17 protein-coding genes and 4 pseudogenes are annotated in these 24,344 nt (G+C 50.8%); 10 read left to right on the forward strand and 11 right to left on the reverse strand.

Features of this window, described 5'->3' with window-relative positions; translation table 11 throughout:
* The first annotated feature begins 15 nt into the window (after nt 1–15).
* Nucleotides 16–2,241, forward strand: coding sequence for a glycosyl hydrolase family 95 catalytic domain-containing protein (locus GGC63_RS29350; protein ID WP_318781141.1), 2,226 nt, complete (start codon nt 16–18; stop codon nt 2,239–2,241).
* A gap of 304 nt (nt 2,242–2,545) precedes the next feature.
* Here the strand turns inward: GGC63_RS29350 and GGC63_RS29355 are convergent, their stop codons facing one another.
* From GGC63_RS29355 to GGC63_RS35440, 3 genes and pseudogenes are all read right to left on the reverse strand, one after another.
* Entirely contained in the window at nt 2,546–3,082 is a 537-nt protein-coding gene (locus tag GGC63_RS29355; protein WP_192705311.1) for a DUF3221 domain-containing protein, read from the reverse strand.
* A 368-nt stretch (nt 3,083–3,450) separates the two neighbouring features.
* Nucleotides 3,451–3,717 (reverse strand): transposase, encoded by a 267-nt coding sequence (locus GGC63_RS29360; RefSeq protein ID WP_412973902.1) that lies wholly within the window; start codon nt 3,715–3,717, stop codon nt 3,451–3,453.
* 7 nt (nt 3,718–3,724) lie between these two features.
* Nucleotides 3,725–3,847 (reverse strand): annotated as a pseudogene (locus GGC63_RS35440) (hypothetical protein); the annotation flags it as partial.
* 315 nt (nt 3,848–4,162) lie between these two features.
* Here GGC63_RS35440 and GGC63_RS29365 point away from each other — a divergent pair.
* From GGC63_RS29365 to GGC63_RS29380, 4 genes and pseudogenes are all read left to right on the forward strand, one after another.
* Nucleotides 4,163–4,444, forward strand: a complete 282-nt coding sequence (locus GGC63_RS29365) for a helix-turn-helix transcriptional regulator (RefSeq protein WP_225948589.1) — start codon at nt 4,163–4,165, stop codon at nt 4,442–4,444.
* Nucleotides 4,445–4,647: 203 nt separating this feature from the next.
* A pseudogene (locus GGC63_RS29370) lies at nt 4,648–5,268 on the forward strand (glycosidase); the annotation flags it as partial.
* 140 nt (nt 5,269–5,408) lie between these two features.
* Nucleotides 5,409–5,567, forward strand: a complete 159-nt coding sequence (locus tag GGC63_RS29375) for a hypothetical protein (RefSeq protein ID WP_192705312.1) — start codon at nt 5,409–5,411, stop codon at nt 5,565–5,567.
* A gap of 84 nt (nt 5,568–5,651) precedes the next feature.
* Entirely contained in the window at nt 5,652–7,607 is a 1,956-nt protein-coding gene (locus GGC63_RS29380) for a carbohydrate-binding protein (protein ID WP_192705313.1), read from the forward strand.
* Nucleotides 7,608–7,768: 161 nt separating this feature from the next.
* On the opposite strand, the pseudogene GGC63_RS29385 reads toward GGC63_RS29380, so the two are convergent.
* Together GGC63_RS29385 and GGC63_RS29390 are read right to left on the reverse strand one after the other, a co-directional pair.
* Nucleotides 7,769–8,047, reverse strand: a pseudogene (locus GGC63_RS29385) (DUF711 family protein); the annotation flags it as partial.
* 30 nt (nt 8,048–8,077) lie between these two features.
* Nucleotides 8,078–8,837: pseudogene (locus GGC63_RS29390) on the reverse strand (IS5 family transposase).
* Nucleotides 8,838–9,269: 432 nt separating this feature from the next.
* Here GGC63_RS29390 and helD point away from each other — a divergent pair.
* The gene (gene helD / locus GGC63_RS29395; protein WP_192705374.1) at nt 9,270–11,624 is read left to right on the forward strand and encodes an RNA polymerase recycling motor HelD; all 2,355 of its coding nucleotides are present in this window, start codon (nt 9,270–9,272) and stop codon (nt 11,622–11,624) included.
* A gap of 123 nt (nt 11,625–11,747) precedes the next feature.
* Here the strand turns inward: helD and GGC63_RS29400 are convergent, their stop codons facing one another.
* Together GGC63_RS29400 and GGC63_RS29405 are read right to left on the reverse strand one after the other, a co-directional pair.
* Nucleotides 11,748–12,692, reverse strand: coding sequence for a DUF4871 domain-containing protein (locus GGC63_RS29400; RefSeq protein ID WP_192705314.1), 945 nt, complete (start codon nt 12,690–12,692; stop codon nt 11,748–11,750).
* A gap of 3 nt (nt 12,693–12,695) precedes the next feature.
* Nucleotides 12,696–13,235 (reverse strand): RNA polymerase sigma factor, encoded by a 540-nt coding sequence (locus GGC63_RS29405; RefSeq protein WP_225948576.1) that lies wholly within the window; start codon nt 13,233–13,235, stop codon nt 12,696–12,698.
* Between the two features lie 353 nt (nt 13,236–13,588).
* Here GGC63_RS29405 and GGC63_RS35240 point away from each other — a divergent pair, with 353 nt between their 5' ends.
* From GGC63_RS35240 to GGC63_RS29420, 3 genes are all read left to right on the forward strand, one after another.
* Nucleotides 13,589–14,491 carry a helix-turn-helix domain-containing protein gene (locus GGC63_RS35240; RefSeq protein WP_318781142.1) on the forward strand — a complete coding sequence of 301 codons (903 nt, stop codon included), beginning with the start codon at nt 13,589–13,591 and terminating at the stop codon, nt 14,489–14,491.
* A 21-nt stretch (nt 14,492–14,512) separates the two neighbouring features.
* Nucleotides 14,513–16,477, forward strand: a complete 1,965-nt coding sequence (locus tag GGC63_RS29415) for a methyl-accepting chemotaxis protein (RefSeq protein ID WP_192705316.1) — start codon at nt 14,513–14,515, stop codon at nt 16,475–16,477.
* A gap of 130 nt (nt 16,478–16,607) precedes the next feature.
* Nucleotides 16,608–17,924: a deoxyguanosinetriphosphate triphosphohydrolase family protein gene (locus tag GGC63_RS29420; RefSeq protein WP_079913449.1), complete on the forward strand. Its 1,317-nt coding sequence runs from the start codon at nt 16,608–16,610 to the stop codon at nt 17,922–17,924.
* 388 nt (nt 17,925–18,312) lie between these two features.
* Here the strand turns inward: GGC63_RS29420 and GGC63_RS29425 are convergent, their stop codons facing one another.
* Nucleotides 18,313–19,377, reverse strand: a complete 1,065-nt coding sequence (locus GGC63_RS29425) for an acyltransferase family protein (RefSeq protein WP_192705317.1) — start codon at nt 19,375–19,377, stop codon at nt 18,313–18,315.
* A gap of 188 nt (nt 19,378–19,565) precedes the next feature.
* Here GGC63_RS29425 and GGC63_RS29430 point away from each other — a divergent pair, with 188 nt between their 5' ends.
* The gene (locus GGC63_RS29430; protein ID WP_079913447.1) at nt 19,566–19,898 is read left to right on the forward strand and encodes a hypothetical protein; all 333 of its coding nucleotides are present in this window, start codon (nt 19,566–19,568) and stop codon (nt 19,896–19,898) included.
* An 84-nt stretch (nt 19,899–19,982) separates the two neighbouring features.
* Here the strand turns inward: GGC63_RS29430 and GGC63_RS29435 are convergent, their stop codons facing one another.
* From GGC63_RS29435 to GGC63_RS29445, 3 genes are all read right to left on the reverse strand, one after another.
* Nucleotides 19,983–20,441: a collagen-like protein gene (locus tag GGC63_RS29435; RefSeq protein WP_412973903.1), complete on the reverse strand. Its 459-nt coding sequence runs from the start codon at nt 20,439–20,441 to the stop codon at nt 19,983–19,985.
* Between the two features lie 211 nt (nt 20,442–20,652).
* On the reverse strand, nt 20,653–22,374 hold the full coding sequence (locus GGC63_RS29440) for a proline--tRNA ligase (RefSeq protein ID WP_192705318.1): 1,722 nt from the start codon (nt 22,372–22,374) through the stop codon (nt 20,653–20,655).
* 403 nt (nt 22,375–22,777) lie between these two features.
* A complete protein-coding gene (locus GGC63_RS29445; protein WP_192705319.1) occupies nt 22,778–24,181 on the reverse strand; it encodes a hypothetical protein in 1,404 nt (467 codons plus the stop codon).
* Between the last annotated feature and the right edge of the window lie 163 nt (nt 24,182–24,344).

Genomic DNA, 24,344 nt, shown 5'->3' on the forward strand with positions numbered 1-24,344 from the left:
TAGGAGGAGAACGGTGTGAGAGTGGAAGAGGAGAAGTCGAGCCGGCTTGAGGTCAACCTGGATTGGAAAGAGTTTTTATCCCGGCATGATATGACTTGGACGACGCGTCCTATGACGTGGAATGAAGGCGCATTCATTGGGAACGGGTTAATGGGCGCCATGATGTTCGGGGAAGAGCATCGCGATAAAAGGAACGTGCTGCGCTTCGTGCTTGGACGCACGGATGTGACGGCTGCGCGCAAAAGCGGTTATAGTCCGCGCATTCCGGTCGGGGAGATCGATTTGGAATGTGTAGGCTGGGTCTACCAGCCGACGGAGATCAGGGTCGATCTATGGAACGCTGAAATCAAAGCGCGGGTGGTCACAACCGTAGGGGAGATCGGGTTGAGAGCTTTCATCCACAGCGAAAAGATGGTAATGGTCATCGAGCTGGAGACCTCCGAAGGGGAACGCGACGCGAAGCTTCAATGGTATGCCGAGCCGGAGGTTTCCCGCGTGCTGAAAAACGCGGACGGCCCCAATCTGAATCAGTACATTCCGGACATTCAAGTGAGCCGCAGCATAGTAGACGGGGTACATATCGGAGTTCAGCAGTATCCGCTGGGAGACGGCTGTACAACGGCATGGCAGGAGGTAGAGGCCGCTTTAGATCATCGGGTATGTTACTTGACGATTCAGAACGGGGTTAGCGACGCGGTCAAGCAGGATGCTGCCGATCTTGTACGCCAAACCGCGCAAGCCGATCTGGAGCAGGAGGTGCAGCAGCACCGGAGCTGGTGGCATGCTTATTATCCGCAAAGCTTCGTTTCGATTCCGGATACTTTGCTGGAAGGCTTTTACTGGATTCAAATGTATAAGCTGGCTTCTGCTACCCGGAAGGAGCATTTGATCATAGACAATCAAGGGCCCTGGATGGCGCCTACCCCATGGCCTGGCGTATGGTTTAATATGAACGTTCAAATGAGCTATTCTCCGGTGTATACGTCCAACAGATTGGAGATTGGGGAGTCACTGACCCGAGCGCTGGATGCTAATTTCGATCATCTGATCGCCAACGTTCCGGAGGAGTATCGGCATGACTCCGCGGGGCTTGGCCGCAGCTGCAGCTACGATTTAAAGAGCAAGGTAGTGGACGAGACAGGCAACCTGCTCTGGATCTGCCATAACTACTGGCGTCAATACCGCCATTCCATGGATGAGTCGATGCTGAGAAACGGCTTGCTGCCGCTGTTAAAGCGCGGCGTGCAATATTTCATCCATATTCTGGAGCGGGGGGAAGACGGCAAGCTGCATCTGCCGCCGACCGTCTCGCCGGAGTACGGCTCCTTCAAGAAAATGACCGTTCCCGACTGCCACTACGATCTGTCCTTGATCCGCTGGGGCTGTGAGACGCTGCTCAGCATCAACGACAGGCTGCAGCTTGAGGATCCGGCAGCGGAGCGTTGGACGTTTGTGTTGGATCACTTGACCCCATATCCAGTGGACGAGAACGGGCTTCTGCTCGGGCGCGATACTCCGATAGAATTCGGCCATCGGCACTTCAGCCATCTGCTCGCCGTGTTCCCATTACACCAGATGACGGGGGAGCAGGAGGAGGAGCGCAAGCTGATTCACAAGTCGCTTTGCTACTGGACCGGCATGGAGGGGGACATGCGCGGCTTCACGTTCACCGGGGCTGCCTCTATCGCCGCGGCGATCGGAGAGGGAGACGAAGCGCTGCAGTACATTCAAACCTTCATGCATCTGATCAAGCCGAATACGATGTACAGGGAAGCCGGGCCCGTGATGGAGTCCCCGTTAGCCTGCGCAGAGTCGATTCATGATCTGCTGCTGCAAAGCTGGGGAGATAAAATTCGCGTGTTCCCAGCGCTTCCAAGCACATGGAAAGACGTCAGCTTCCACGATCTGCGGGCGGAAGGGGCTTTTCTCCTCAGTGCCCAGCGCAAAGAGGGACGGACAGCGTTCATCCGCGTCAAAAGCTTGGCGGGGGAGCCGTGCCGGCTGCAAACCGATTGGCTGGATACGTCGGCCATTCGGGTGATAGGTGAACGGGAAGTGCCAGTGAGGCTGCTGGGCGGCGGTCTTATTGAGCTGGACCTGAACCAGGACGAGGAAGTCGTGTTATACGAAGGGGAACGCCCGGACTCGTTCGTTATAGCACCGGTTCCCGCCGTGCGGAGCTTGTGCAATTATTTCGGCGCTAACAAGCCTTGGCGCCGGTATGGGATTCCTTTCCAGTAAGTTGAAGATTCTTGTAAATAATGTTGAGAAGATTATGAACTTCAGTCAGAAAATTAGTTGACAATGATTTTTTATAAATGACTATCGGTACACTCCCTTTAAAGGGAACAAAAATAGCCCATTACTAAGTAAACTGAACATTAGTCGGATTTCAATTTACTTTAATGGGCTTATTTATTGCTCCTAAGAAACGAAACTACATTAGACCGAGACTCCGTGTTATCAAGACCTAAAAATAAATTTCTTCAGCTCTGGAAGTACCCGATTCTGCAAGCAAAAATAATTGCTGCTCGGATTTTCCTGGTTAATCGGTTATGTCTATAGTTACCTTTTGATCCGCATTTTTAGAATCAGAGAATGTAAGAGTCCATTTATTGTTGTCATTCGAAAATGTTATATCTTTAACTAGAGGGACCTCAACATTTTGCAGTTTTGATAGAGCTTCTTTTAATACGTTCTCCTTGGTTTTGTGTGCGCCAGGAATTGCATCCATTTTGATTACGCTTATTTTTTCTGATAATCCCTGCGCCGGATTTGATGTTTGTATCTGGCCTTTTAATTGTACTTCAACTAATTGTCCAACTGTAAAGTTAGCAGCATCTCTACTTGTGATCCATATTGTTTCGTAGTCTTTATCCCTATACGGTCGTTGTGAAACGACAAGCAGGCGTGTATTTTCATTTTTTACAATATACCCTGTTACACTCGTACTCAAGCCCTTCACCTTCTCAGAGGAACTGCAGCCTAATAGTAAAAACGAATACATAATTATTGAAAAAATAACGAAAAGTTTCGTTTGTCCTCTTCCCACAGATAGGGCATTTACAAGTAATTTGATCATGTCTCAGGTCCCTCCATTATTTAATAAATAAAAAATAATGTTAAAAAGATAATACTGCCGAGGCAGTATTTAATAGAACGATTGATTTGAAGAGTTTCAAATGAGCACTTTTCTCCTATTTTTTTGATTTACATCTAAAAGACGTTCCAAAACGAGTACATTGTTTCACTAATTTTAAAAATATAAAAGTAAACCCGTAGGAATTTGCAAAACAAGGGTTCGATTTAGGATAACAATTTTCGGGTTTAACCATTAAGGCTGTTAAGAAGGAAAGCTTAGTGTCTAAAAGCAAAAACCGTTATGCGTCCCCTTCGAGGTTAAACGAGGGAAGTGCATAACGGTTTTTTGTTTCAACCTATTAGTACAGTTTATGTTGTGGTATTGTCCTGGGGCGTTTTTTTAGCACCAGCACTATGTTGATGGGCTTTGACCGATGTAGAATCAATGCTCAAGTTTTCAAAGTCAGGTTCGACCTGAAGAGTTTGGAAGATCGCGACAAGCAGTCCGGTATCTCGCCGCTTGCAGAAGCGACTGTAGACCGTTTTCCATGAACCATAGCGTTCCTCCGGTAGATCGCGCCAGGCAGCACCCACTTCGAGCGATCCATAGAAAAGCGTTAAACATGGTTCTTTCACTTAATTTTGTCGGACGTCCTGTTTTGTAGGGTGGAAACATGCCCTTAATTTGTTCCCACTGTTCATCGCTTATTTCGTACCGTCTTTGAATCATGCTTGACGCTCCATTCGTTCTCTCAAATCTTACCATGTTATTTAGTTTTCAGACACATCCTAGATATTATAAGAACCATTTTCGCTATAGCACTCGGCTTAATGACTTTCTATTACATCCTAAATCGAAACTATACATTCTTCCAATATATCATTTTAGATTACCCAAAAATGACGTCTGATGATTTAAATCAATTTATGCAACTCCTGGTACAGTCTTTGACCTTCCCTGCAGGATATCCGGGACCTGCTGTCCGGGCTGTGCCGGGAGGCCTGTGCGCTGGTTACGGAGGCCCGTTCCCTGGAGTCCACGCGGATTATCCGCCAGGCCGCCGCTTATATCGATAGCCATCTGGATACGGGGCTGTCGCTGGAGCAGGTGGCGAAGCAGATTAACCTCAGCCAGGGGTATTTCTCCAACTTGTTCAAGAAGGTGCAGGGGATTTCGTTTCAGCAGTATGTGATGTATGAGAAGATGGAGAAGGCCAAGGCGATGCTGATCGGCGGCCGGCAGGTTCAGGAGATCGCCCAGGATCTCGGGTATGAGCACAGGCGCTATTTCAGCGAGGTGTTCAAGAAATATACCGGCATGACCCTGTCCGACTTCAAACTGCATTATCTTGGAAAAGAATAAGAATGCGCAGGGGAGGCATGTCCGCAGGGCGGAGGTGGCCTCCCTTCTCTGTATAAAGCTGCTGCAGAAATCTGCCCTTAATGTGGGCTTACCCGCCTTATCCGGATGCGCCAATCCGTCTATAATCAGGTTGTAAGCGAATACAGAAGGGATATATAAGGGTGACTACCAATGATGAAGCGTATGCTAATAACATCTCTGAGGTTACCGATGATCTGGAACACTTCGAGGTGCTCAGCCTGTCTACACCGGACCTGCGCAATATGGTACTGTTTCCCGAGTTGATCGGCGGCAAGTAGTCCGGCTGGAGCGTCCCTTCACGGTATACAGCCGCGGCGGCCGGGACCGCTTCGATGCCTGGATCTCCGAGTCGCCGGACCTGAAGCATTGGGGCAACTCCAGCCTACTGCTCGCCGTCGAGCAGGTGCCGTTTGCCAATGACAAGATTGGCCCGGCCGCACCTCCGGTCCGGACGGATAAGGGCTGGCTGACCACCTTCCATGCGGTGGATGTGGACCCGGCCAGTGGCAAGCAAGGTTGGGAGGACACCTGGAAGAAGCGCTATACCGCCGGAATTATGCTGCTGGATCTGGAGGACCCCCGCAAGGTGAATCGGCATGAGCAGGCAGCCGCTGCTGGCACCGGAGACAGACTATGAGATTGGCGGGGGCTTCCGCAATCATGTGATTTTTCCGGGAGGGATAATTCTGGAGGATGACGGCGAGGTCAAGATCTATTACGGCTCTGCGGATACGGTGGAATGTCTGGCAACGGCCCATGTGGACGATCTGCTCCGGCTCTGTCTGGAGCCGGAGCATAGATAAGATTGGAAGCAGGCTGAGGGCGGAAATGCGGAGTAACAGTGGGGCCATGTGCCATGATTGGAGCGGCTTGCGCGGAGATTGTGCATGAAGTGCAACAATGCTAAATCAATAGCAGCGACCGTGGGGAGATTGTGCATAAAATGCAACAATACAGCTCAGTAGTAGCGACCAACGCAGAAATCCTGCACAAGGTGCAACAAAACCGGGGCCGTATTTTAAAAGGAAACTTTGCTGATGCAGAAAAGGTTAGTATTACTCTGCCACTTCCGAAGCTGAGCAGGAATATATTTACTTTATGAAAGGAGTAAAGAGCATCGCTGGTGAAATCATCATTCATTGATGATAGAGTGTTTTCTAAAAAAATATGAAAGAGGTGTTTATTTATGTTAAAGCGGTTAAAGTTTTTAAGCTTAATTATTTGTATGGTGGCCAGTCTTGTAACTGTCGTTCCTTTGACAGCAAGCGCGGCTACAGTTGTAAGCTATCCATTACCGTCGATCTATACCACGACCAGTCAATACACGGTAACAGCAGACTCTACGAATATACCGGTAATTGACACTTCGGAGGTATTTGTAAACTATAATTATTGTAATTTCTCTTTTTCAGGTACTACTACAATCACAATTACAGCAAGCGAGCCAATCAATACATATAATATTTCTCCCAAAGCTTTGGGAATCACTGCAACAAAGAGCGGAAATACACTTACATTTACACTTTCATCACCAAGATATCTTATAGTTAAAATCAATAACCTGAAAGATCTGGTTATTGCGGCAGATGCTCTTGAAACCAATGTTCCGGCTTCATCCGGTACAGGTATATACAATGTTAAAACTCAATACGGTGCCGACAGTACCGGGTCCGCTATGGCTACAACTGCAATACAGAACGCCATCAATGCGGCTAACGCAGCAGGTGGCGGTATAGTATACGTTCCAGCCGGAGTTTATAAGTGCGGAAACCTTGTTTTAAAAAGCAATGTTTCGGTTTATCTGGAGGGTGGTTCTGTTATAAGGGGTTCAGGAAATCCAAGCGATTACACTACCCATTTTCATAAGAATTCTCTGAAAAAGGATGGAACATGGTTTATCTATACCGAAACAAATGCAAACAATATTAAGATATACGGCAGGGGGACTATTGACGGCAATGGCCATTATATGAGAAATACAAACAATTATTTGAACAATATTCTTGTACCCTTGCAGTGCAGCAACTTCACGGTTGACGGCATAACCATAAGAGACAGCGGTGGCTGGGCTACAATCGTTACAAGATCTAATAACGTAACATTCCAGAATACAAAGCACTTCAACAACAATGAACTTGATTATGAAAATGATGCAATAGACATTCAAGAGAGCCAGAATGTACTCATAAAGCACACTGTAGCAGTATCAGAGGATGACACCTACTCATTTAAGACCTGGGATGTAGCAACTACGGATATAGCTGCAAACTGGCCGGGAAGTCCTGAAAACCAGTCAAATGTAGTTGTGGATGATGCTTTCGCTTGGAGCAGATGTGGAGCATTCAAGGTTGGAGATGGAGTAAAACAGCTTCAGGATGGCATCGTTGTTAAAAACTCTTATGTATACCGGTGCTGGCGCGCTTTAGCGGTAGGTCATCTTTATGGAACTCCAGCAGCACAAAACATCATATTTGACAATATAGATGTTGAAGGCTTCTGGCCAAGATCCGGTGTTCACTCCAGATGGTTTGATCTTTCTGCAAAAACCGGTCCGATAAAAAATGTGGTCTATAATAATATCAATTTACGCGCTTTAGGTGAAGTTTCAATAATGAAGGGTTGGAGTGACACATCTACTGTCTCCGGAGTTACATTAAACAATGTTCGCGTCGGTGGAGTTGCGGCAACTACATTGGCAGAATTGAAAATAACAGATACTAACAGCTATGCTGCAGCTCCAAAATTCAACACATTGAAATTTGAAGCGGAAGGCTATAACCTTAGTTCAGGTGTTATATCCTATGAGGCAAGCACTGATGGTGGGCTGGATGTTGGTGGAGGGAGTAATGGCGACTATATAGCATTTAAAAATGTAGACTTTGGTAGTACAGCTAAAACAAGTATTGATTTGAAGGTTGCATCCGCTAATTCCGGCGGAAGGATAGAATTCCACTTGGACAGTCCTACAGGCACTATGCTGGGTTATTGGACGGCAGAAAGCACAGGCGGATGGCAGACATGGTCAGTCAAGAATATCCCGCTTAATACCGGGACAGCTGTAGGAACCCATACTGTATATGTTACTTTTGTTAAGTCAGATTCAACCACAGTTGCAAATTTAACTTGGTTCCAGTTCAAATAGAATGGAAACTGTTTGATGTAATTGCAATAAGATGGATAAAGGGGGGTATCAAATGATATGCCTCTTCATTCTGCTAAAGTTTTTTCTACGACTGACCAACTAACACAAAAAAACAGCAAGTCTCCTAAGTGAAGTGAAATAGGGACTTGCTGTTTGAGGTTTCAATTAATTCTTAAAGTATGAATTGGAGCTGGGATTCGCCCGCCACGATTAACGAAGTTCGCGCAGTTGAAGCCGTTTACTGCTATAACTGGTGCATATCCGAGCAGGCCGCCAAATTCGACCAAAGGTCATAGCTTCCAGCTTCTCTAGTGTAAGGGTACCCCGCTGAACCTCTTGAATCATGCCGTGATCTTCATGACCGGAATAAAGGCTCTACTATTAAGCCTACCTACATAGGAGGAGGCCATTACGCCACTTTTTTTAACATTGTCATTTAGGGCGTGTCTGAAAACTATCATTGAGTCAATTTAAAAATGGAAGCTATATATAAACGCGAGGAATGACTTAGCCAACTTATCGTAACGAGTGGCCACACGGCGAAAGTGTTTGATTTTATTGAAAAAGCATTCAACCAAGTGGCGTTCTTTGTACCGATACCAATCGACCTTCCATGGATGTTGACTATTCGTTTTAGGCGGAGTGGTGTAAGTGGCCTGTTTATTCGTAATCCAGTTCCGAATCGCTTCTGAGCCATAGGCTTTGTCGCCAAGAATGTGGCTTCCCGTAATATCCAACTCCTGAAGCAATTCGATCGCTGGAACAGAATCATAAACTTGCCACCCGTCAGTAGAAAAGCTAGAGGGTTGCCTAATCCATCGACTACGGCATGAAGTTTAGTCGTCTTGCGGCCACGAGTGACGCCGATGTATTGGTTTACTTCGTGTCCATCTGCGTTTTTTTTGCACCGACACTGTGTTGGTGGGCTTTGACCGATGTAGAATCGATGCTCAAGTTTTCAAAATCGAGTTTGATGTGAAGGGCTTGGAAGATGGCGATAAGGAGTCCGGAGTCTCTCCATCTGCAGAAACGACTGTAGGCCGTTTTCCATGAACCATAACGTTCTTCCGGCAAGTCTCGCCATGCCGCACCACTTCGGGCAATTCAAAGAAAGGCGTTAAACATCGTACGATTGCTTAATTTCGACGGTCTTCCTGTTTGATAGGGCGGGAACATGTCCTTTATTAGTTCCCACTGTTCATCGGTTATTTGGTACCGTCTTGGAATCATGCTTGTTTCTCATTCGTTTTTCTCATATCATACCATAGGATTCTTTAGTTTCCAGACACGACCTAGTGTGCAATTACTTGACTTTTTCCGAGAGAATAGCTCAAATGCAGAAGAGTTTTTATTTTCTGTTAGGCCATTATTTATATTTAGAGGATTCTATAACTCCATTGGGGAAAGGGCCGGCGGTGGGCCGATTCAATGCTTACTAGCTGAAAATAAAAAAAACGTCCTGCGACGTTAGTTTAAGCTAGTCCAAATATTGATTTCAAAAAACAGAAGTGTTACAATGGGATTCGGTCATTTCCGTTTTCACAGAAAGTAATAATTCTCCACATTAACATTTCTAATATCATTATAGCATCCTGTTCAAGCCATGTCAAACCTATTTTTTTTGTTTTGAATTCCATTCGAAAAGAGGCGATTTTTTTGAGTATGAAGGAAATCGATTGGCGCGAAGAGCAGCAGCGAGTGGACCTGGTTACAGCAAAGATCGGCAAGCGTATGGAGGAGCTGGCGGGAGAAGTCGGCGACGTGAGAACCGATGTCGTCGATATCCGCAAGCATTTTTGGGATGAAGTAACCGTGAACCTGAGCACGATGGAGGATCTGACCGAAACCTACTTCAGCTTAAAGCAGCAGGTTGAAGTGCTCACGGATCGTGAGCGGCGGCATCGTCAGGCTTCGATAGCGCTCGGGAAGCTGAAGCGTCTGATCAAGACGCCTTATTTTGGACGGATTGACTTTACAGAGGATGGCACGAGCGGAGCGGAGAAGATCTATTTGGGCATCGCTTCTTTTTCGGATGAGGATGACAATACGTTCCTCGTGTACGATTGGCGCGCTCCGGTATCGAGCTTGTACTATGATTACCCGCCGGGTCCAGCCTCGTATGAAACGCCGGCGGGCGATGTGACCGGTACGATGCATTTGAAACGACAATATGTCATTCATGACGGACAAATCAAATTAATGTTCGATACAGGCCTTACGATCGGCGATGAGCTTCTGAAGCAGGTGCTGAGCCGGAGCTCCGACGCTCAGATGAGAAGCATCGTGGCCACGATTCAAAAGGAGCAAAACCGCATTATCCGGAACGACCGCAGCCGGATGCTGATTGTGCAGGGAGCTGCGGGAAGCGGTAAAACATCCGCCGCGTTGCAGCGGGTCGCCTATTTACTGTATAAGCATAGGGACACCTTGCAGGCCGATCAGATGGTGCTATTTTCTCCGAACCCTATGTTCAACAGCTATGTCTCGACAGTACTTCCCGAGCTGGGGGAAGAAAACATGCAGCAGACGACGTTCCAGCAATATTTGGAGCACCGGCTTGGCAAATTGTACAATCTGGAAGATCCGTTTACCCAGCTGGAATATGTGCTGTCATCGGCGTCCGAACCGGGGTATGAGGCGAGAATCGAGGGGATTCGTTACAAATCCTCCGTTGATTTTTTGCAGGTCATCTCCCGTTATAAGGAAGTGCTGGAGCAGGAAGGGATGATCTTTAAGCCGATTAAGTTTCAAGGGAGAACGATCGTCTCGGCCGAACAGATGAAAGAACGATTTTATGAAATGGATCGTTCGATCCGGCTTCCGAACCGGATCGTTCTGATCCGGGATTGGCTCTTGAAAGAAGTAAGAGAATTCGAGAAGAAGGAGCGGCAGGCGGAATGGGTGGAGGATCGGATCAACCTGCTGGAGACGGAGGATTATCAGCGGGCTTATAACCAAATGCGCCGCAAGAAGAAGGATGGCGAAGAATCGTTCGACGATTACGAGGTAGAGAAGGACCTGCTTGCGCGGATGGTCGTGCAGGAGGAGCTGAAGCCGGTTCGCGGCAGAATCAAAAGGCTGAAGTTCGTCCATGTCACGTCGGTCTACCGCCAGCTATTCGAGGATGACGGATTGTTCCTGAAAGCATCCGGGGCAGCCGGCAAGCCGGCGCTGTGGGCCGAAATAGGCAAGCAGACGCTAGCCCGGATGGAGCAAGGGGAGATCGCGTATGAGGATGCGACGCCGCTCTTATATCTGAACGAGCTGATGCTGGGCTTCCAGATGAACACCTCGGTTCGCCATGTTATCGTAGACGAGGCTCAGGACTATTCGCCGTTCCAGCTGGAATTCCTGAAGCGGCTGTTCCCCCGCGCTCGCATGACGGCGCTGGGCGATATGAACCAGGCGATCTACGCTCACGCTTCGGCGCTTGGAGAGCTTGACCCGATCACGGCGCTCTACGGACCGGAGCAGACGGAGCTGATCCGATTGACCCGCAGCTACCGGTCAACTCAGGAAATCGTCGAGTTTTCCCGCGGCATGGTGCCGGGAGGCGAGGAGATCATCCCGTTCAACCGCAGCGGCGACAAGCCGCAGGTTACGGTGGCGGCCGACCGAGGCAGCCTGCATGAGGCCATTGCAGCCGATATCGAAGCGCTGCGCGCAGACGGCTTCGATTCGATTGCGATCATCTGCAAGACGGCGGGCGAAAGCGCCGATGTCTTCGATGCCCTGCAGGGGCACTTGCCGCTGCAGCTTATAACGAAGCATACGCCGGAGTTTACCAAGGGCATCCATGTGCTCCCTGCGTATCTCGCTAAGGGTGTGGAGTTCGACGCCGTCCTCCTTTACGATGGCTCGAAGGAACAGTACGCCCGCGAGAGCGAACGCAAGCTGTTCTACACCGCATGTACGCGTGCGATGCATCTGCTGCATATTTACGCGCTCGGGGAGCTGAGCCCGTTCATTACGACGCAGCCTGCTTCTACTTACGTACTGCAAAACATTCACGCTTAATGACAAAGAACCGACCGCTGCTGCGGCCGGTTTTTTTTGCTGTAAAGGCCTACCGGAGTATATTAGCCATAGTTCAAGCTCTATAGGCTTCTCGACAGACTCGCCCAACTTTGTGGGTTCCTCTCATTTCACGCGGACGACGATGGAGCCAAGCATTCGGTCTCCTACATAGGGAAGGAGACGCCAGAGCCCCGGCTCAGGGAGCGACATCGTAGAGACGGCGATGCGGTCGGCGCCGTTGTTCGCTCGGCCCAAGGAGGCAGCAGAAAATACATCGATAAGCTGCTCCTCCCCCTGCTTGACGGCTTTAACCGTAAAGGCTCCCTCCAGAGGCTCACGGTTTTCCCAGAAATGCCACATATATTTTTGGCCTGCTCCTGCAATAAACCCTGCATCGATAAAACCGACTTGATGCTCGATTCCCCGCATGTCATAACTGCCGGAGCGAAACATAGGGCTGACCTCCCACGAAGGCTCTTGCACGGATAAGACCACATCGGCATACGCTTGCCCGTCCAGCACCGCCGTGTAATGCCATAGCCCGCTGAAAGGAAGCCCGAAGCTCGCTGTAAACCGTTCCAGCCCGGGATAGCCGCTGCTGGGCTCCGTTATTTCGACGGGGGGCAGCACGGTCAGCTTCAGCCCCGATTTCTTATACTCAGCGGTGATAGATAGCGTCTTCCCTTTCAGCTCATCGAATGGAGCCTTAAAGGACCAAATATATCCATACGGCTGTCCCGCTTTAAGCTCGGGGTCCGGGAATACCTCCAGGACAAGCTTTCCTTTATCGTAATAGACTTGTCGGACTTGCTCCTGGCCCGATGTGACGCCAAGGGAGGGGGCGGGTGGCGGGAATGCCCCGTACTCTTTTCCGATCCAGACCAAACAGGCTAGGATGGAAACCAGCACCAAGGCGGCTCCGACGGCTTTTACACGCGATGCCGGTCTTGCTCTTCTCGTTAAGGCGGCTTTTTGGATAACTTGGCTTTGAAGCTCTGGAGTAAAATGATTTTCGGCAAACGGAGAGGCCTTCATTTCCTCTGCCCAACCCGGCTTTTGATGATCCATGCTCTACTCCTCCTCTCGTTCGGCCGCTGTGGCGAGACGCTCCGATATTTTTTGCTTGGCGCGAAACACCCGCGATTTCACCGTTCCCTCTGAAATATTTAGCAGCAATGCGATTTCCCTCATGGTTAGCCCATAGTGGTAGTCCAGAATGATCGCCTCTCTGTATTTGCGCGGCAGCTCCATGACATAGCTCCACAGCCGCTTCGATTCCAGTCTGTCCAGAACAACCTGCTCAGCCGAAGGGGAGGCATCCTTACGGAACGTCAATGGATCCCGCAAAGTCACCCTCCGGATAAAGGCGCTCTTTAAATAATGAAGCGACTTATTGCGCGTAATGGTCAACAGCCAGCTCTTTACGCTGCACTCCCCGCGAAAGGAATACAGCTTGTCGTATGCGGATAAAAACACGTCCTGGGATATGTCATCGGCAGCATGGGACTGGCGTGTGAGAAAATAAGCGAAATTCCATACGTCTTCACCGTAGCTTTGCATGAGCTCCTTCAAGACCGCATTGCGGTCATAGCCCCCGGCCAAAAATTCCAAGTAATGCCGCTCCAATAAGTATCACCTCTATAAATAAGACCCTTTATCCTAGGGATTAGTTCCCAAAAAAAACGGAGAAATGAAACTTTTTGCGGAAAAAGTTTAATCTGTTTAAGTTTTGTACGGAATATGTCGAAAGAGGAAAATCGGACTCGAAAACGCAAGTTTCACGGCATTGTTACGAGCCTGTAACCGTTTGTAAAGCGGCAAAATGACCCCCTATACTGAGGGCATGTCCATTTGTTCGTTCTTACTTTCCCATTGGTATCATTTAACAATAGCCTGCCAAATTACGGCTTTGTTACAATGTTGGCAACAGATTACGAGCTGGGGGAGGGGAAATTATAGAAACGATCTTTCAATACGCTCCGGACGCAATGGTGATTATCGGTCTGAAGGACGGGAAGCTGTCGCAATTCGTTACAGCTAATGATTCGTTTCTTATTTTGCTAGGCTGCGACTCCATATGCGATTTGTTCCAGCTCCACCCCGGAGAAATGATTGCTCCGGAGAATGGCAGCGAAATGGTCAAGAAAGTGGAGAAGGCACATAAGCAAAGAACGGTTTTGACCGAAACGGTCCTTGTAAGGAGAAATCGGACGAGAATTCATGCTGAGATTCATATGAGTCTGGTTCCCGAAAGGGCCGAAACGTTTCTTTTATGCGTTGTGCGGGATATCTCCGAGCGGAAGTGGATTGAGGCTCATTTACGGCTGCCGCAAATCATCGGTTCGGGATTGCTAAGCGAGCAGCTGACGGTCGAGCGGCTTACGCAATACGTTTCCGGTACAGAGCTGTCGATCGAGCATTTTGAGGAACGCTCTCTGGTTCATTTTACCGCTTCGGAAGACATTATGAGAATTCGTAAAAAGCTGCGGGAATGTGCGAAGGAAGGGAACGTCACGGAATTTATTTTTTCTACGCTGGTCAAAAATGTAAGGCGGCGCCGCAAAGCGATCATTTGCCCTTTCTACAGGGCGGACGGGCAGTTCCGGCATTTTGCTTTCGTGCTGCTTGAAGTTCGTGATGAAGCCGCGCCTACGGTTCCTCCCGCTCTAAAGCTGCAAATGCTTATGATCGATCGGCAGATGTCTCTCTTGGAGCTGTCCCGCATGACCGGAATTTCCAAAACGACGCTCTCCAAGCTTCGCAACGGTAAAATCAACAAGCCCCATGCCTATACCAAAAGCCTGGTTGCCCGCGCTTTGGGAGTAGAAGAATCAGACATTTGGGATGATGCTTTACATACCCTTTAAAGATGGAAGGAAGACAAGCCCATGCTTGGATTGAATAATGTGAGTTTAAAGCACAAGCTGATTGCTGCGTTTGCCATTGTGCTTATCATTCCCTGTTTGTTGATTGGGATTATCGCTTATCAAACTGCTAAAAGCAGCATGCAAGGCGAACTCATGGGAGCGGCAGAAGATACGGTCGAACTGATGAATCAGTCAGTGGAGCAATATCTCCACATGGAAATGAGCAATGTGCAAGGCTTGGCCAAGCAGCTTTCGAGCAGTGCGATTGATGAAAAAAGCTCCCGGGCCCGCGAAGTCATCGATGCCTTCGCTTCCAACCATCCGGAGCTAGAGCTCACGGTTCTCGGGAACGAAAACGGCGCATGGATGAAATCGCCGGACCCCGGCAGTCAAAAGTACGATCCCCGGGAGCGGGATTGGTATAAAGATGCGATGAAATCCGCAGGGTCCGTTATCATATCCGATCCTTATGTGTCGGCCACTACAGGGAATATGGTAGTATCGGTTGCCATGACGCTTCCCGACAAAAAAGGGGTTATCAGCGTAAACTTAAGTCTCGACAAGCTGGCTTCCATGGTAAAAAACGCGCAAATTGGGGAGCGGGGATACGTCTACATACTGGATAAAAACAAAAAGTTTCTGATTCATCCTTCACAGAAGCCGGGTACGGAGGCGGTGGAGGAGCATTATTCGCAGTTCTACAAGGGGGATTCGGGCAGGACCAGCTATATGCTGAACGGCCAGCAGAAGCAGGCTGCGTTCGTGACGAATCCGCCAACGGGCTGGAAGCTGGTAGGAGCGATGGAATCACAGGAAACGGTGGAAAAATCGGCGGTTATTTACCAGGTTACGGCCGGTGTCGTCATAGCAGCTTTAGTGCTTGGCGGACTGCTCATCGCTGGAATCATTCGCTCCATCATCCGTCCGTTGAGGGAACTGATGGATACGGCCGCTTCCTTGAGCCAAGGGGATCTGCGCCGGACGGTTACGGTTCGATCCCAAGATGAGATAGGCAAGCTGGGGCAAAGCTTTAATGAGATGGTGCAATCCTTGAAGACGATGATTGTCGAAATCGGAGAAACCTCGACGCAGCTGGCTGCCTCTTCTGAGGAGCTGAGCGCAAGCGCAGAGCAGAATACGAAGGCGACGGACCAAATTGCGTCCTCGGCCCAGGACATGTCGCAGGGCTCTCAGCTTCTTGTGGAACAGGTCAACGAGAGCTCCAGAGTGACAGGGGAAATGGCAGCGGACATGTCCAATATTACCGGGCTGGTACAGCATTCGTCCGCCCGTGCGGAAGAGGCCCGAAGCTATTCGGATGAAGGGGCCGTCGTATTGGGGACGGTGATCCGTCAAATGAATGTGATCGGCGCCAATGTCGATCAGCTGGAAGCTATTGTGAAAGAGCAGGCCAGCCGCTCGGAGGATATTAACCGGATGATCCTGCAGATTACCGAGATCGCCAATCAGATCAACCTGCTGTCGCTTAATGCTTCTATTGAAGCGGCCCGGGCAGGAGAGCATGGCAAAGGCTTTGCCGTTGTTGCCGGCGAAGTCAAGAAGCTTGCGGAGCAGACCGCGCGGTCGTCGAGCGAGATTAATAACCTGACCGGAGAAATCCAGACGCAGTCGAACCAGGCGCTGCATTCGATGATTGAGGCATCACGGGAAGTGGCCGCAGGCAAGGAGGTCGTGGATCGTATGGGGCAGCTGTTCGAAGAGATTAAAGGGAAAATAACCGAGGTCTCTGACCAGATGCAGATCGCTTCGGCCTCCTCCCGGAACGCAGCCCTTGGAACGCATAAGGTAAGTGAAACGATGAATACGGTGCAGCAGGTTACCGAGACGGCTGCTGAGCATACGGAGCAGATTTCCGCCGCGGCCGAGGAGCAGATGGCCTCCATGCAGGAAATATCCGCTTCTGCGCAAGCCTTGTCTTCGATGGCGGAAGAGCTGCAGACGAAGATTGAGCGATTTAAATGTTGATTTTATTTTGTCCATGAAAATGATAATATGGTACATAGAATATGAAGGCGGCGTTCCGGGGGAACGTCGTTTTTCGATATATCCTACCCGTTAACGGACCCGGGACAGGTGATTGGAGATGAGAACATAGATGGATTTGCGAAAACTGCGATTGAATGACACGACGGCAACAAAATCCAGCGAAGAACGGGACGAATACGAGAAGGATTACGCGAGATTGATTCAATCTCCCGCTTTTCGGCGGCTTCAAGGCAAATCGCAGGTGTTCGGCGCGGGGTCGGGGGATTATTACCGGACCCGGTTGACCCATTCTTTGGAGGTGTCCCAAATCGCCCGTGAAGTCGCGCGTAAAATGGGAAAGCTGTACCCCTTCCTCGGACGCAAGGAGCATCCGGGACTGATGATGGATCCGGCGGTGGTGGAGTGCGCAGCGTTAGCCCATGATTTGGGGCATCCTCCCTTCGGGCACAAGGGCGAGGAGGTGCTGAATCAGCTGCTTGCCGTCGTCCATGGGATGGCTTACGAGGGGAACGCCCAAAATTTTCGCATTCTGATGTTTCTTGAAAAGCGCGCAGGCAGCGGCAGCGGACTGGATTTGACGGCAGCGGTGCTGCTTGCGATAAATAAATACCCGTATAACCTGGATGAGCCCGGACGTCTGAAGGGCGTGTATGGTATGGAGTGGCAGGAAATCGGTATGCTTCGGGACCAGTGGGGGATGCCGGAGGGATGCTCTACGCTCGAGGCGCAGCTGATGGATTTAAGCGACGACATTGCCTACTCCACCCATGACATCGAGGACGGGATTCGTGCAGGGAAAATCCAGATGAACCGGACCTTTTTCGAGGATCCGCGGCTTGTAGAGAATGTGATCCAGGAAATCGTCGACGATCACGGCAACGGAGACATGGGCTGGGATCAGGTCGATTTGAATGTGATGGTCAAGCAGGTGCTTATCTCGTTCCTGGAGCAGTGGGAGACGATCTATGCCGAGTGCGGCCAGGAGGCCTCAAGAACGCGGAGAGAGATCAAGGCCCGCTGGGTCAGCGCCTTCGCACACCAGGTCGGGATTATCGACGATCCGAAAAAAGGCTGGAAGCGGGTTACCTTTGTCCGCGACGGGCAAGAGGACCTTCATTTGCTGCGGACGATGGAAATACTGAAGAAATTGGCGTGGGTCACGCTGATCAAGGATTTCCGTGTGCAGCGGCTGCAAAAGCGCAGCGAAATTATGATTCAACGATTATGGACCAGCTTCATCGAGTATGAAACCGGCCGTTTGATCATCCCGCCGGATTGGATGGAGAACTACGAGCAGCATAAAAGCAGATGGCCTTGGCCCCGCTTTGTTGCCGATTATATCTCGGGTATGACCGATGCCTACGCGGAAAAAGTATATGCCGAAATGTTCGCCAGCAAGTCCGGCTCGATTTATGAAATGGATTAAGGCGGGGAAAAAAGGACGCTCCTTGAGAGCGTTTTTTGGATGGATGGGAAACCTCGATATTTGAACAACTGCTCCGGTTCCCCGGTGAGGCATCTCCCTCCGGCCGCTGTTGTTATCAGGAAATTTTTAATCTGACTTTATTAGGTGTGATTTCCTGATAACAAAGGCGGACGCTCCGCTCCTCCGGGAGACACCCCACCTCCCACCTTCCGCATTGTTCAAGGGATTGTAGTTACTCATCCATCTGGACGCTCTTAGCAGGAGCGTCCTTTTTCGTGAGGGCTAGAAAGGATGGAAAGGCATGGAACAACAACGAAGCAACCCTGCGGAGTATCGAACGGAAGCGTACGATAACGGATCGCAGGGAAGCATGAAGGTTAAAGCGGTCCTATTTCGATGGAGTGGCCGCCGGTTGGACTTTGGGCAGCAGGAGCTGTCTCAAGCGCAGGACAAGCGGCTTTTCAATCAAACCATAAAACGTACAGCAGATCGCTAATGTCATAAGAAAGCAGAGCGCAGCGGCTGCAGAAGGGCTGATCCAATTCGTTAGATGGGCTGCTTTGGCCAGCTTCATCGTAATGGACAAACCAATCAGGCTTGTCAACAATATGGAGTAGGAAGCATCGCCGAGAAATTGCAAGGGCTTAAGCCACGCAGGGGCTTTCATCTTGAGGGACCCTATTCCTACAAGAACAAGTGCTGAACCGATAGTATACAGGGTGTTCACATAGGAAAAATCAGGATTTGCATGACGAAGTCCCCACACAACAGGGAACACGGCTATTCCTGCCGCAAGCCAGCCAAAGCCGTTCCGAATCCGGGTGTGCCGGGTCAGGATCGCGATGGCAACCCCCAACATAAATTCCAGATGAAGGCCATCAAATAAAAAGTGTATCCACAGATGATCCTTCAAATGAATCCAGCCAAGACTGTTCAGGCCAATAATGACCACCCATACCGCGAATAAAAGAGCGGTGGCGGGTTTCTTGAGAACAAAAAGCAGTGAGAAGGCCGCGTAGAAAAAGACAATATAAATAAGCGACCAGGCGACTCCCAGAATGGGCGGATTCGGACCGGGTATCAGAAACAGGGAGCGGATAATTTCTGACGGCTTTGTTTCAAATCCGAGGCCGAAGGATGGGACCAGGAAATATACCGGAATGACGGCTAACGTAACGATCCAGTACAGGGGATAAATGCGCAGAAACCGTTTGACGATGAACGAAAGCCATATTCCTGAGCGGCCGAAATGATTATGGTACAGCGTGTACATTAAAAAACCGGTCAATACGAAAAAGTAGGCATACCCTCCTGAACGCCCCATGTCGCTAACCCCGAGAAAATTGATCTGAAAATATTTGTTCGCCATTTGCGATGCGTGAAACAGCATGACCAGAACAACGGCAATGCCGCGCGCAGCTTGGATATATGGGATCGTAAAGCGTTTTTCCATTGGGGCTGTCTCTCCATTTGCTTCAAATTTCGTGCTTTTGCTTCTATCCTCCCACATGAAGATGTCATAAGTATGACTTTAAACTGAAAGGGCGCTGAAAGGATCCTTAAAAGAAGCTTAATGGCAGTGGGGAGCGCATAGACTGATACGGAGACCGGAAAACGAGTTTGCGTGGAGGGGAATACGTCATGACGAAAGAGGAAGTGCTGCTGCTGTTGCAGCAGCTACCGGAGCAGCTGCGGGAGGCGGAGGCCGATTATTACGACAGCCTAAGCCGATTGGAGGATGCCAAGCTGGCGCTGCATGCCAAGGAGTGCGAGCTGTTCAGTCTCGGTCTGGTGACGGGGCGGAACGAGCAGGCAAGGGATGCGGAGATTTGGCAGCATACGCATGAGCTGAGAAGGGTGCTGACCAAGGCCAAGGTCGCCGTGGATCAATCCAGGGTCGATTACGATTATTTAAAGAACAAGCTGGAAAATACCCAGCTGATAGCGCAGCTGCTGCTTCAGCTTGAAAACTAATGGGACGTTCGCTGTTTACAAGAAGGAAGACCCGCTCCTGCGAGCGGGTCTTTCGATGGTTCATACGGTAAAAAAGAGATTGGCTTAGAAGCAGGTGAACTGCCGGATTCTGCGTAAATCCAGACCGAAGAACAGCCAGAAGCCTATAGGACCCGTACCAAACCAGCGGAAGCCGGATATGGAGTTGCGGCCTACATGAGTCAAGTACATCCAGTACTGGTCCCCGTTATCCTGCCAGATGTACACGTAGCGGAATAAGCAGCCGCGAATGCTGCTAGCATCTACGGCAAAGGGCGCGGCGAAAGGCTCCGGAGGTATAAAGGACGGAGGCGGGGACTGAGGTGCACCGACTGCACCGCCTCCCGGCCCACCCACCCCTGGAGGGGCCGAAGGCGGGAAGCCCCCAGGTCCTCCTGGGAAACCCCCAGGTGCTCCCGGGAAAAAGCCGGGTCCTCCCGGACCTCCAAGTCCTGGTCCCGGTATAAAGCTTCTTGTATCGTGTCCAGCATTTTGAGGCTGTGGATATGGATACACGGTTAACATCTCCTTTTCATAAGCGGCTAAACAAATGCCTATCTAAGATTTAATATATGTAGCAAACGCCTACTCGGTTATGGGCAGGAGCCCGAAAATTCTCGTCGCCATAGACTGCTGCGGAAAAAAGACCCGGTGCGAGCCCAAGTAAAGCACATGCATCATGCATCCATGTACCTTTCTTGGGGCTCATCCGGGTCTAATTTAGCTGCAACAGGGTTTATTGGATTCCGAGGTCAACGGATGCTTGCCGGAGAATACGATCCAAAGCCTCGCTCCCGGTAACTTCCGTTTGCTCGCCGCTGCCGCGCAATTTGAATTCGACCAGGCCGTCCGCGGCCTTTTTGCCGATCACTACGCGGATAGGTATGCCAATCAAGTCGGCATCCTTGAATTTGACTCCGGGTCTTTCCTCGCGGTCATCTATCAGCACCTCAACGCCATGCTTAGCTAGCTGCTCATAGAGACTTTCAGCCAGAGCACGTTGCGCCTCATCTTGGATGGAGACCGGAATCAAATGAACCTGAAACGGAGCGACCGAAGCCGGCCACAGGATACCGTGTTCGTCGTGATGCTTCTCGGCTATGGCGGATAACAGGCGGGAGATGCCGATGCCATAGCATCCCATAATAAGCTTGGTCGGCCGACCGGAAGCATCGGTTATTTCGGCCTTGAGCTTGTCGCTGTATTTGGTGCCGAGCTTGAAGACGTGCCCGACTTCGATTCCCCGGGCAAACTTCAGGCTATCCTGGCAGCGCGGGCAGCAATCTCCTTCCTTGACATTGCGGAAGTCTCCGGTGTGGTCGAGAGGAAAGTCTCTGCCCGGCATGACATTGCGCAAATGATGGTCCGCTTCGTTGGCGCCGGCAATTCCCGAGGTTAGGGCGGCGGCCGAATAGTCGACCAGAAGCTTGATAGAAAGCCCGACAGGACCTACGAAGCCTGCCGGTCCGCCGGCGGCCTCCCGGATGGTCTGGTCATCGGCAAGCTCCAAGGATTCGGCTTGAAGCCAGTGTCTTACTTTCAGCTCGTTCACCTCCTGATCCCCCCGAACCGCTACAGCCACCGGTTGACCATCGGCAACGTAAACAAGCGTTTTAATAAAGGCATCCGCCGGAAGCTCCAAAGTCTGGACAAGCTGATCGATCGTCTTTATGCCTGGTGTTGCGAATGCTTCACAGGCGCCGATGGAACCTGATGAGCCATCAGCCTGATCGGGCCGGACCGATACTGCCTTCTCGAGATTGGCGGCATACCCGCAGCCTGGACAAACGGCTATCGTATCCTCACCGACTTCGGCAAACGCCATGAATTCATGAGTTTCCCCTTCGCCGCCTATAGAGCCGGCATCGGCTTCCACGGCAGCGTAATGCAGCCCACAGCGGGCGAAAATCCGCTGATACGCCTCATACATGGCCCGATAGCTCAAGTCCAGACTATCCCAATCCATAGCGAAGGAGTACGCATCCTTCATCAAAAACTCCCTGCCGCGAAGCAGCCCGAAGCGGGGACGAAGCTCATCACGGAACTTCGTTTGAAGCTGGTACACGGTCATGGGAAAGCTTCTGTAGGAGCTGACGGTATCCCGTATCAGGGCTGTGACGACCTCTTCATGGGTTGGCCCCAAGGCAAACTCCCGTAAGTGCCGATCGTGCAGCCGGATCAGCTCGGGCCCGTAGACGTTATAGCGTTCGGACTGCTGCCAAAGCTCCGCGGGCTGGAGAGCGGGCATATGAAGCTCCTGTGCGCCGGTCCGATCCATCTCTTCACGGATCAATTGCTGCAGCTTCCTGAGAACCCTCCAGCCCATGGGAAGATAGGTATAGATTCCCGCGGCCAGCGGCCGAATAAATCCTCCTCGTAACAAAAGCCTGTGGCTTGCGGCTTCGGCCTCCGCAGGCACCTCCCTTAGGGTCGGGATGAGCATGCCGCTCTGTCTCATGTTCATTTCCTCCTTACGCGATTTTTTGTTTGTAGCAGCTTGCATCTTTTCTTGGACAATGACGGTTACTCCGTTAGCGAAAATAAAAAAGACGCCATCGTCAGGGACGATTGCGTCGTGGTACCACCCTTATTTTACTGCCGCGGTCATAAGGCCAGGCAGCAGCTCTCCAAGAAGATAACGGCTTCTACCGTCAGCGGATACTTGTTGGCTTCGGTTCCCCGCTGCAGCTTTCAAGGTGGGAAGATACTCCGTGATTGTGGAGACTCGCAGACGGGGATCTCCTTCTCTGGGCCAATCAACCGGCAGTCCTTATATCCTTGGTCATCGCTTTTCCGTCTAAGCATTGTAATTGGTATTAATTTACACGAAATGGAGGGACCGGTCAAGCCCCTCTTGCCGCCTACAGCAAAAACATCGCTACGACGGTGGTCACAGCTAATCCGATAAGGACCGGCTTGAGGTTCCGTCTTGCTAGCTCGAACGGGTCGACACCGCAAATCGCTGCGGCAGGAATCAGCGCCCACGGGATCAGTGTCCCTCCGCCGACCCAAATGGCGGCGATTTGTCCGAGCGCAGTCAACGTGGCGATGCCCGAGCCGATGGCGGTGGAGAAGAGATTGGCTATCGAGCCGGTAAGGGAGATGCCCGAGAAGCCGGAGCCGTCCAAACCGGTGATGGCGCCTACGGTCGTCAGAGTGACCGCTCCGACCGCCCCGTTGATAGGAACCGTATGGGCCAAGGCAAGACCTAAATCATTAACCAGCCCGTGGGAGCCGGGAGGCAGCACCTTACCGAAAATATCGGTGAAGGCGGAGTCGCCCAGATAGAAGAAGGCGGCTATTGGAATGACGGGACCGAATATTTTAAAACCGAATTGAAGACCCTCCACCAAGTATTCGGCGGATTTCTCAAGACCTTTGCTTCTGTGCGCCGTTAAGGTAATGAACAGCATGATGAGAAGGGCCGTGCCGCCGACGAGGGCGGTCGCGTCGCCTCCTTGAAGCTTAAGCAGGAACATGGCGATCACGTCGGCCAGGAACAGCACCGGGATCAAGATAGCGAACAGGACCCGGCTGGAGCGGGACAAGCGGCTGATCCGCGAGCTCTCGGCAGCCGGCTTCGTCGGTACGGCTGTCACTCCGGTGTTCGCGGTCAGCTTGCCGCTTCTCATATCGCGGCGAAGCAGCCAGAAGCTGGTGATGGTCGTTACCGCGCCCATCACGATAACGAGGGGCACGCTGGCCTGAATGACATCCCCTACGGGGATGCCGGCGGCATCCGCTGTGAGCTTCGGAGCTCCCTGGATGACAAAGTCGCCGGATAAGGCAATCCCGTGCCCGAACAGGTTCATCGCGGCAGCTACGCCAAGAGCGGGCAAGCCGACGCGCAATGCAACCGGAAGCAGCACAGCCCCCAGCAGGGCAACGGCGGGCGATGGCCAGAAAAACCAGGAGATCACCATCATCAAGCCGCCGATGATCCAGAACGCCAGCGCCGGCGTACGAATGAACCGTGCGAACGGAGAGATCATGGATTCGTTGATGCCGGTTTGAGACAGTACCTTACTCATGGATACGATGATGGAGATGATCAAGATCGTCCCCATGAGCTCTTTGATAGCATAGATGAAGCTGTTGAACACGCCGCTGATAGAGTGGCTTAAGGAATGCGTCGACAGCAATCCGAGAATAAAGATGCCTGTGATACAAAGGATCGTCGTATCCCTGCGGAATACCATGAATCCAATGATCAATACGATAAACAGCAAGTATACCCAATGCAAAGATAAGATGGAAACTTCCAAGCTGAATCGCCTCCCGTGGCAAAAGCCCAAGCTTTACTTACTACACCGTATGCATCGGCTTGCCTTTGGTGCGCGGCGGGAGTGAAGAGGACGCTCCTTGCAGAAGAAAATCAGTTCAATCAAATGGCTGCCGTGACATCTGAAAGGGCTTGACGGGAAATAT

Source organism: Paenibacillus sp. OAS669 (assembly GCF_014873645.1).
GTDB lineage: Bacteria > Bacillota > Bacilli > Paenibacillales > NBRC-103111 > Paenibacillus_S > Paenibacillus_S vulneris.

Bases quoted from the DNA above. Each gene is read 5' to 3' on its own strand.
- GGC63_RS29355 (WP_192705311.1), bottom strand. From the start codon at position 3,082: ATGATCAAATTACTTGTAAATGCCCTATCTGTGGGAAGAGGACAAACG.
- GGC63_RS29375 (WP_192705312.1), top strand. From the start codon at position 5,409: ATGCAACAATACAGCTCAGTAGTAGCGACCAACGCAGAAATCCTGCAC.
- GGC63_RS29380 (WP_192705313.1), top strand. From the start codon at position 5,652: ATGTTAAAGCGGTTAAAGTTTTTAAGCTTAATTATTTGTATGGTGGCC.
- helD (WP_192705374.1), top strand. From the start codon at position 9,270: ATGAAGGAAATCGATTGGCGCGAAGAGCAGCAGCGAGTGGACCTGGTT.
- GGC63_RS29400 (WP_192705314.1), bottom strand. From the start codon at position 12,692: ATGGATCATCAAAAGCCGGGTTGGGCAGAGGAAATGAAGGCCTCTCCG.
- GGC63_RS29415 (WP_192705316.1), top strand. From the start codon at position 14,513: ATGCTTGGATTGAATAATGTGAGTTTAAAGCACAAGCTGATTGCTGCG.
- GGC63_RS29420 (WP_079913449.1), top strand. From the start codon at position 16,608: ATGGATTTGCGAAAACTGCGATTGAATGACACGACGGCAACAAAATCC.
- GGC63_RS29425 (WP_192705317.1), bottom strand. From the start codon at position 19,377: ATGGAAAAACGCTTTACGATCCCATATATCCAAGCTGCGCGCGGCATT.
- GGC63_RS29430 (WP_079913447.1), top strand. From the start codon at position 19,566: ATGACGAAAGAGGAAGTGCTGCTGCTGTTGCAGCAGCTACCGGAGCAG.
- GGC63_RS29435 (WP_412973903.1), bottom strand. From the start codon at position 20,441: ATGTTAACCGTGTATCCATATCCACAGCCTCAAAATGCTGGACACGAT.
- GGC63_RS29440 (WP_192705318.1), bottom strand. From the start codon at position 22,374: ATGAGACAGAGCGGCATGCTCATCCCGACCCTAAGGGAGGTGCCTGCG.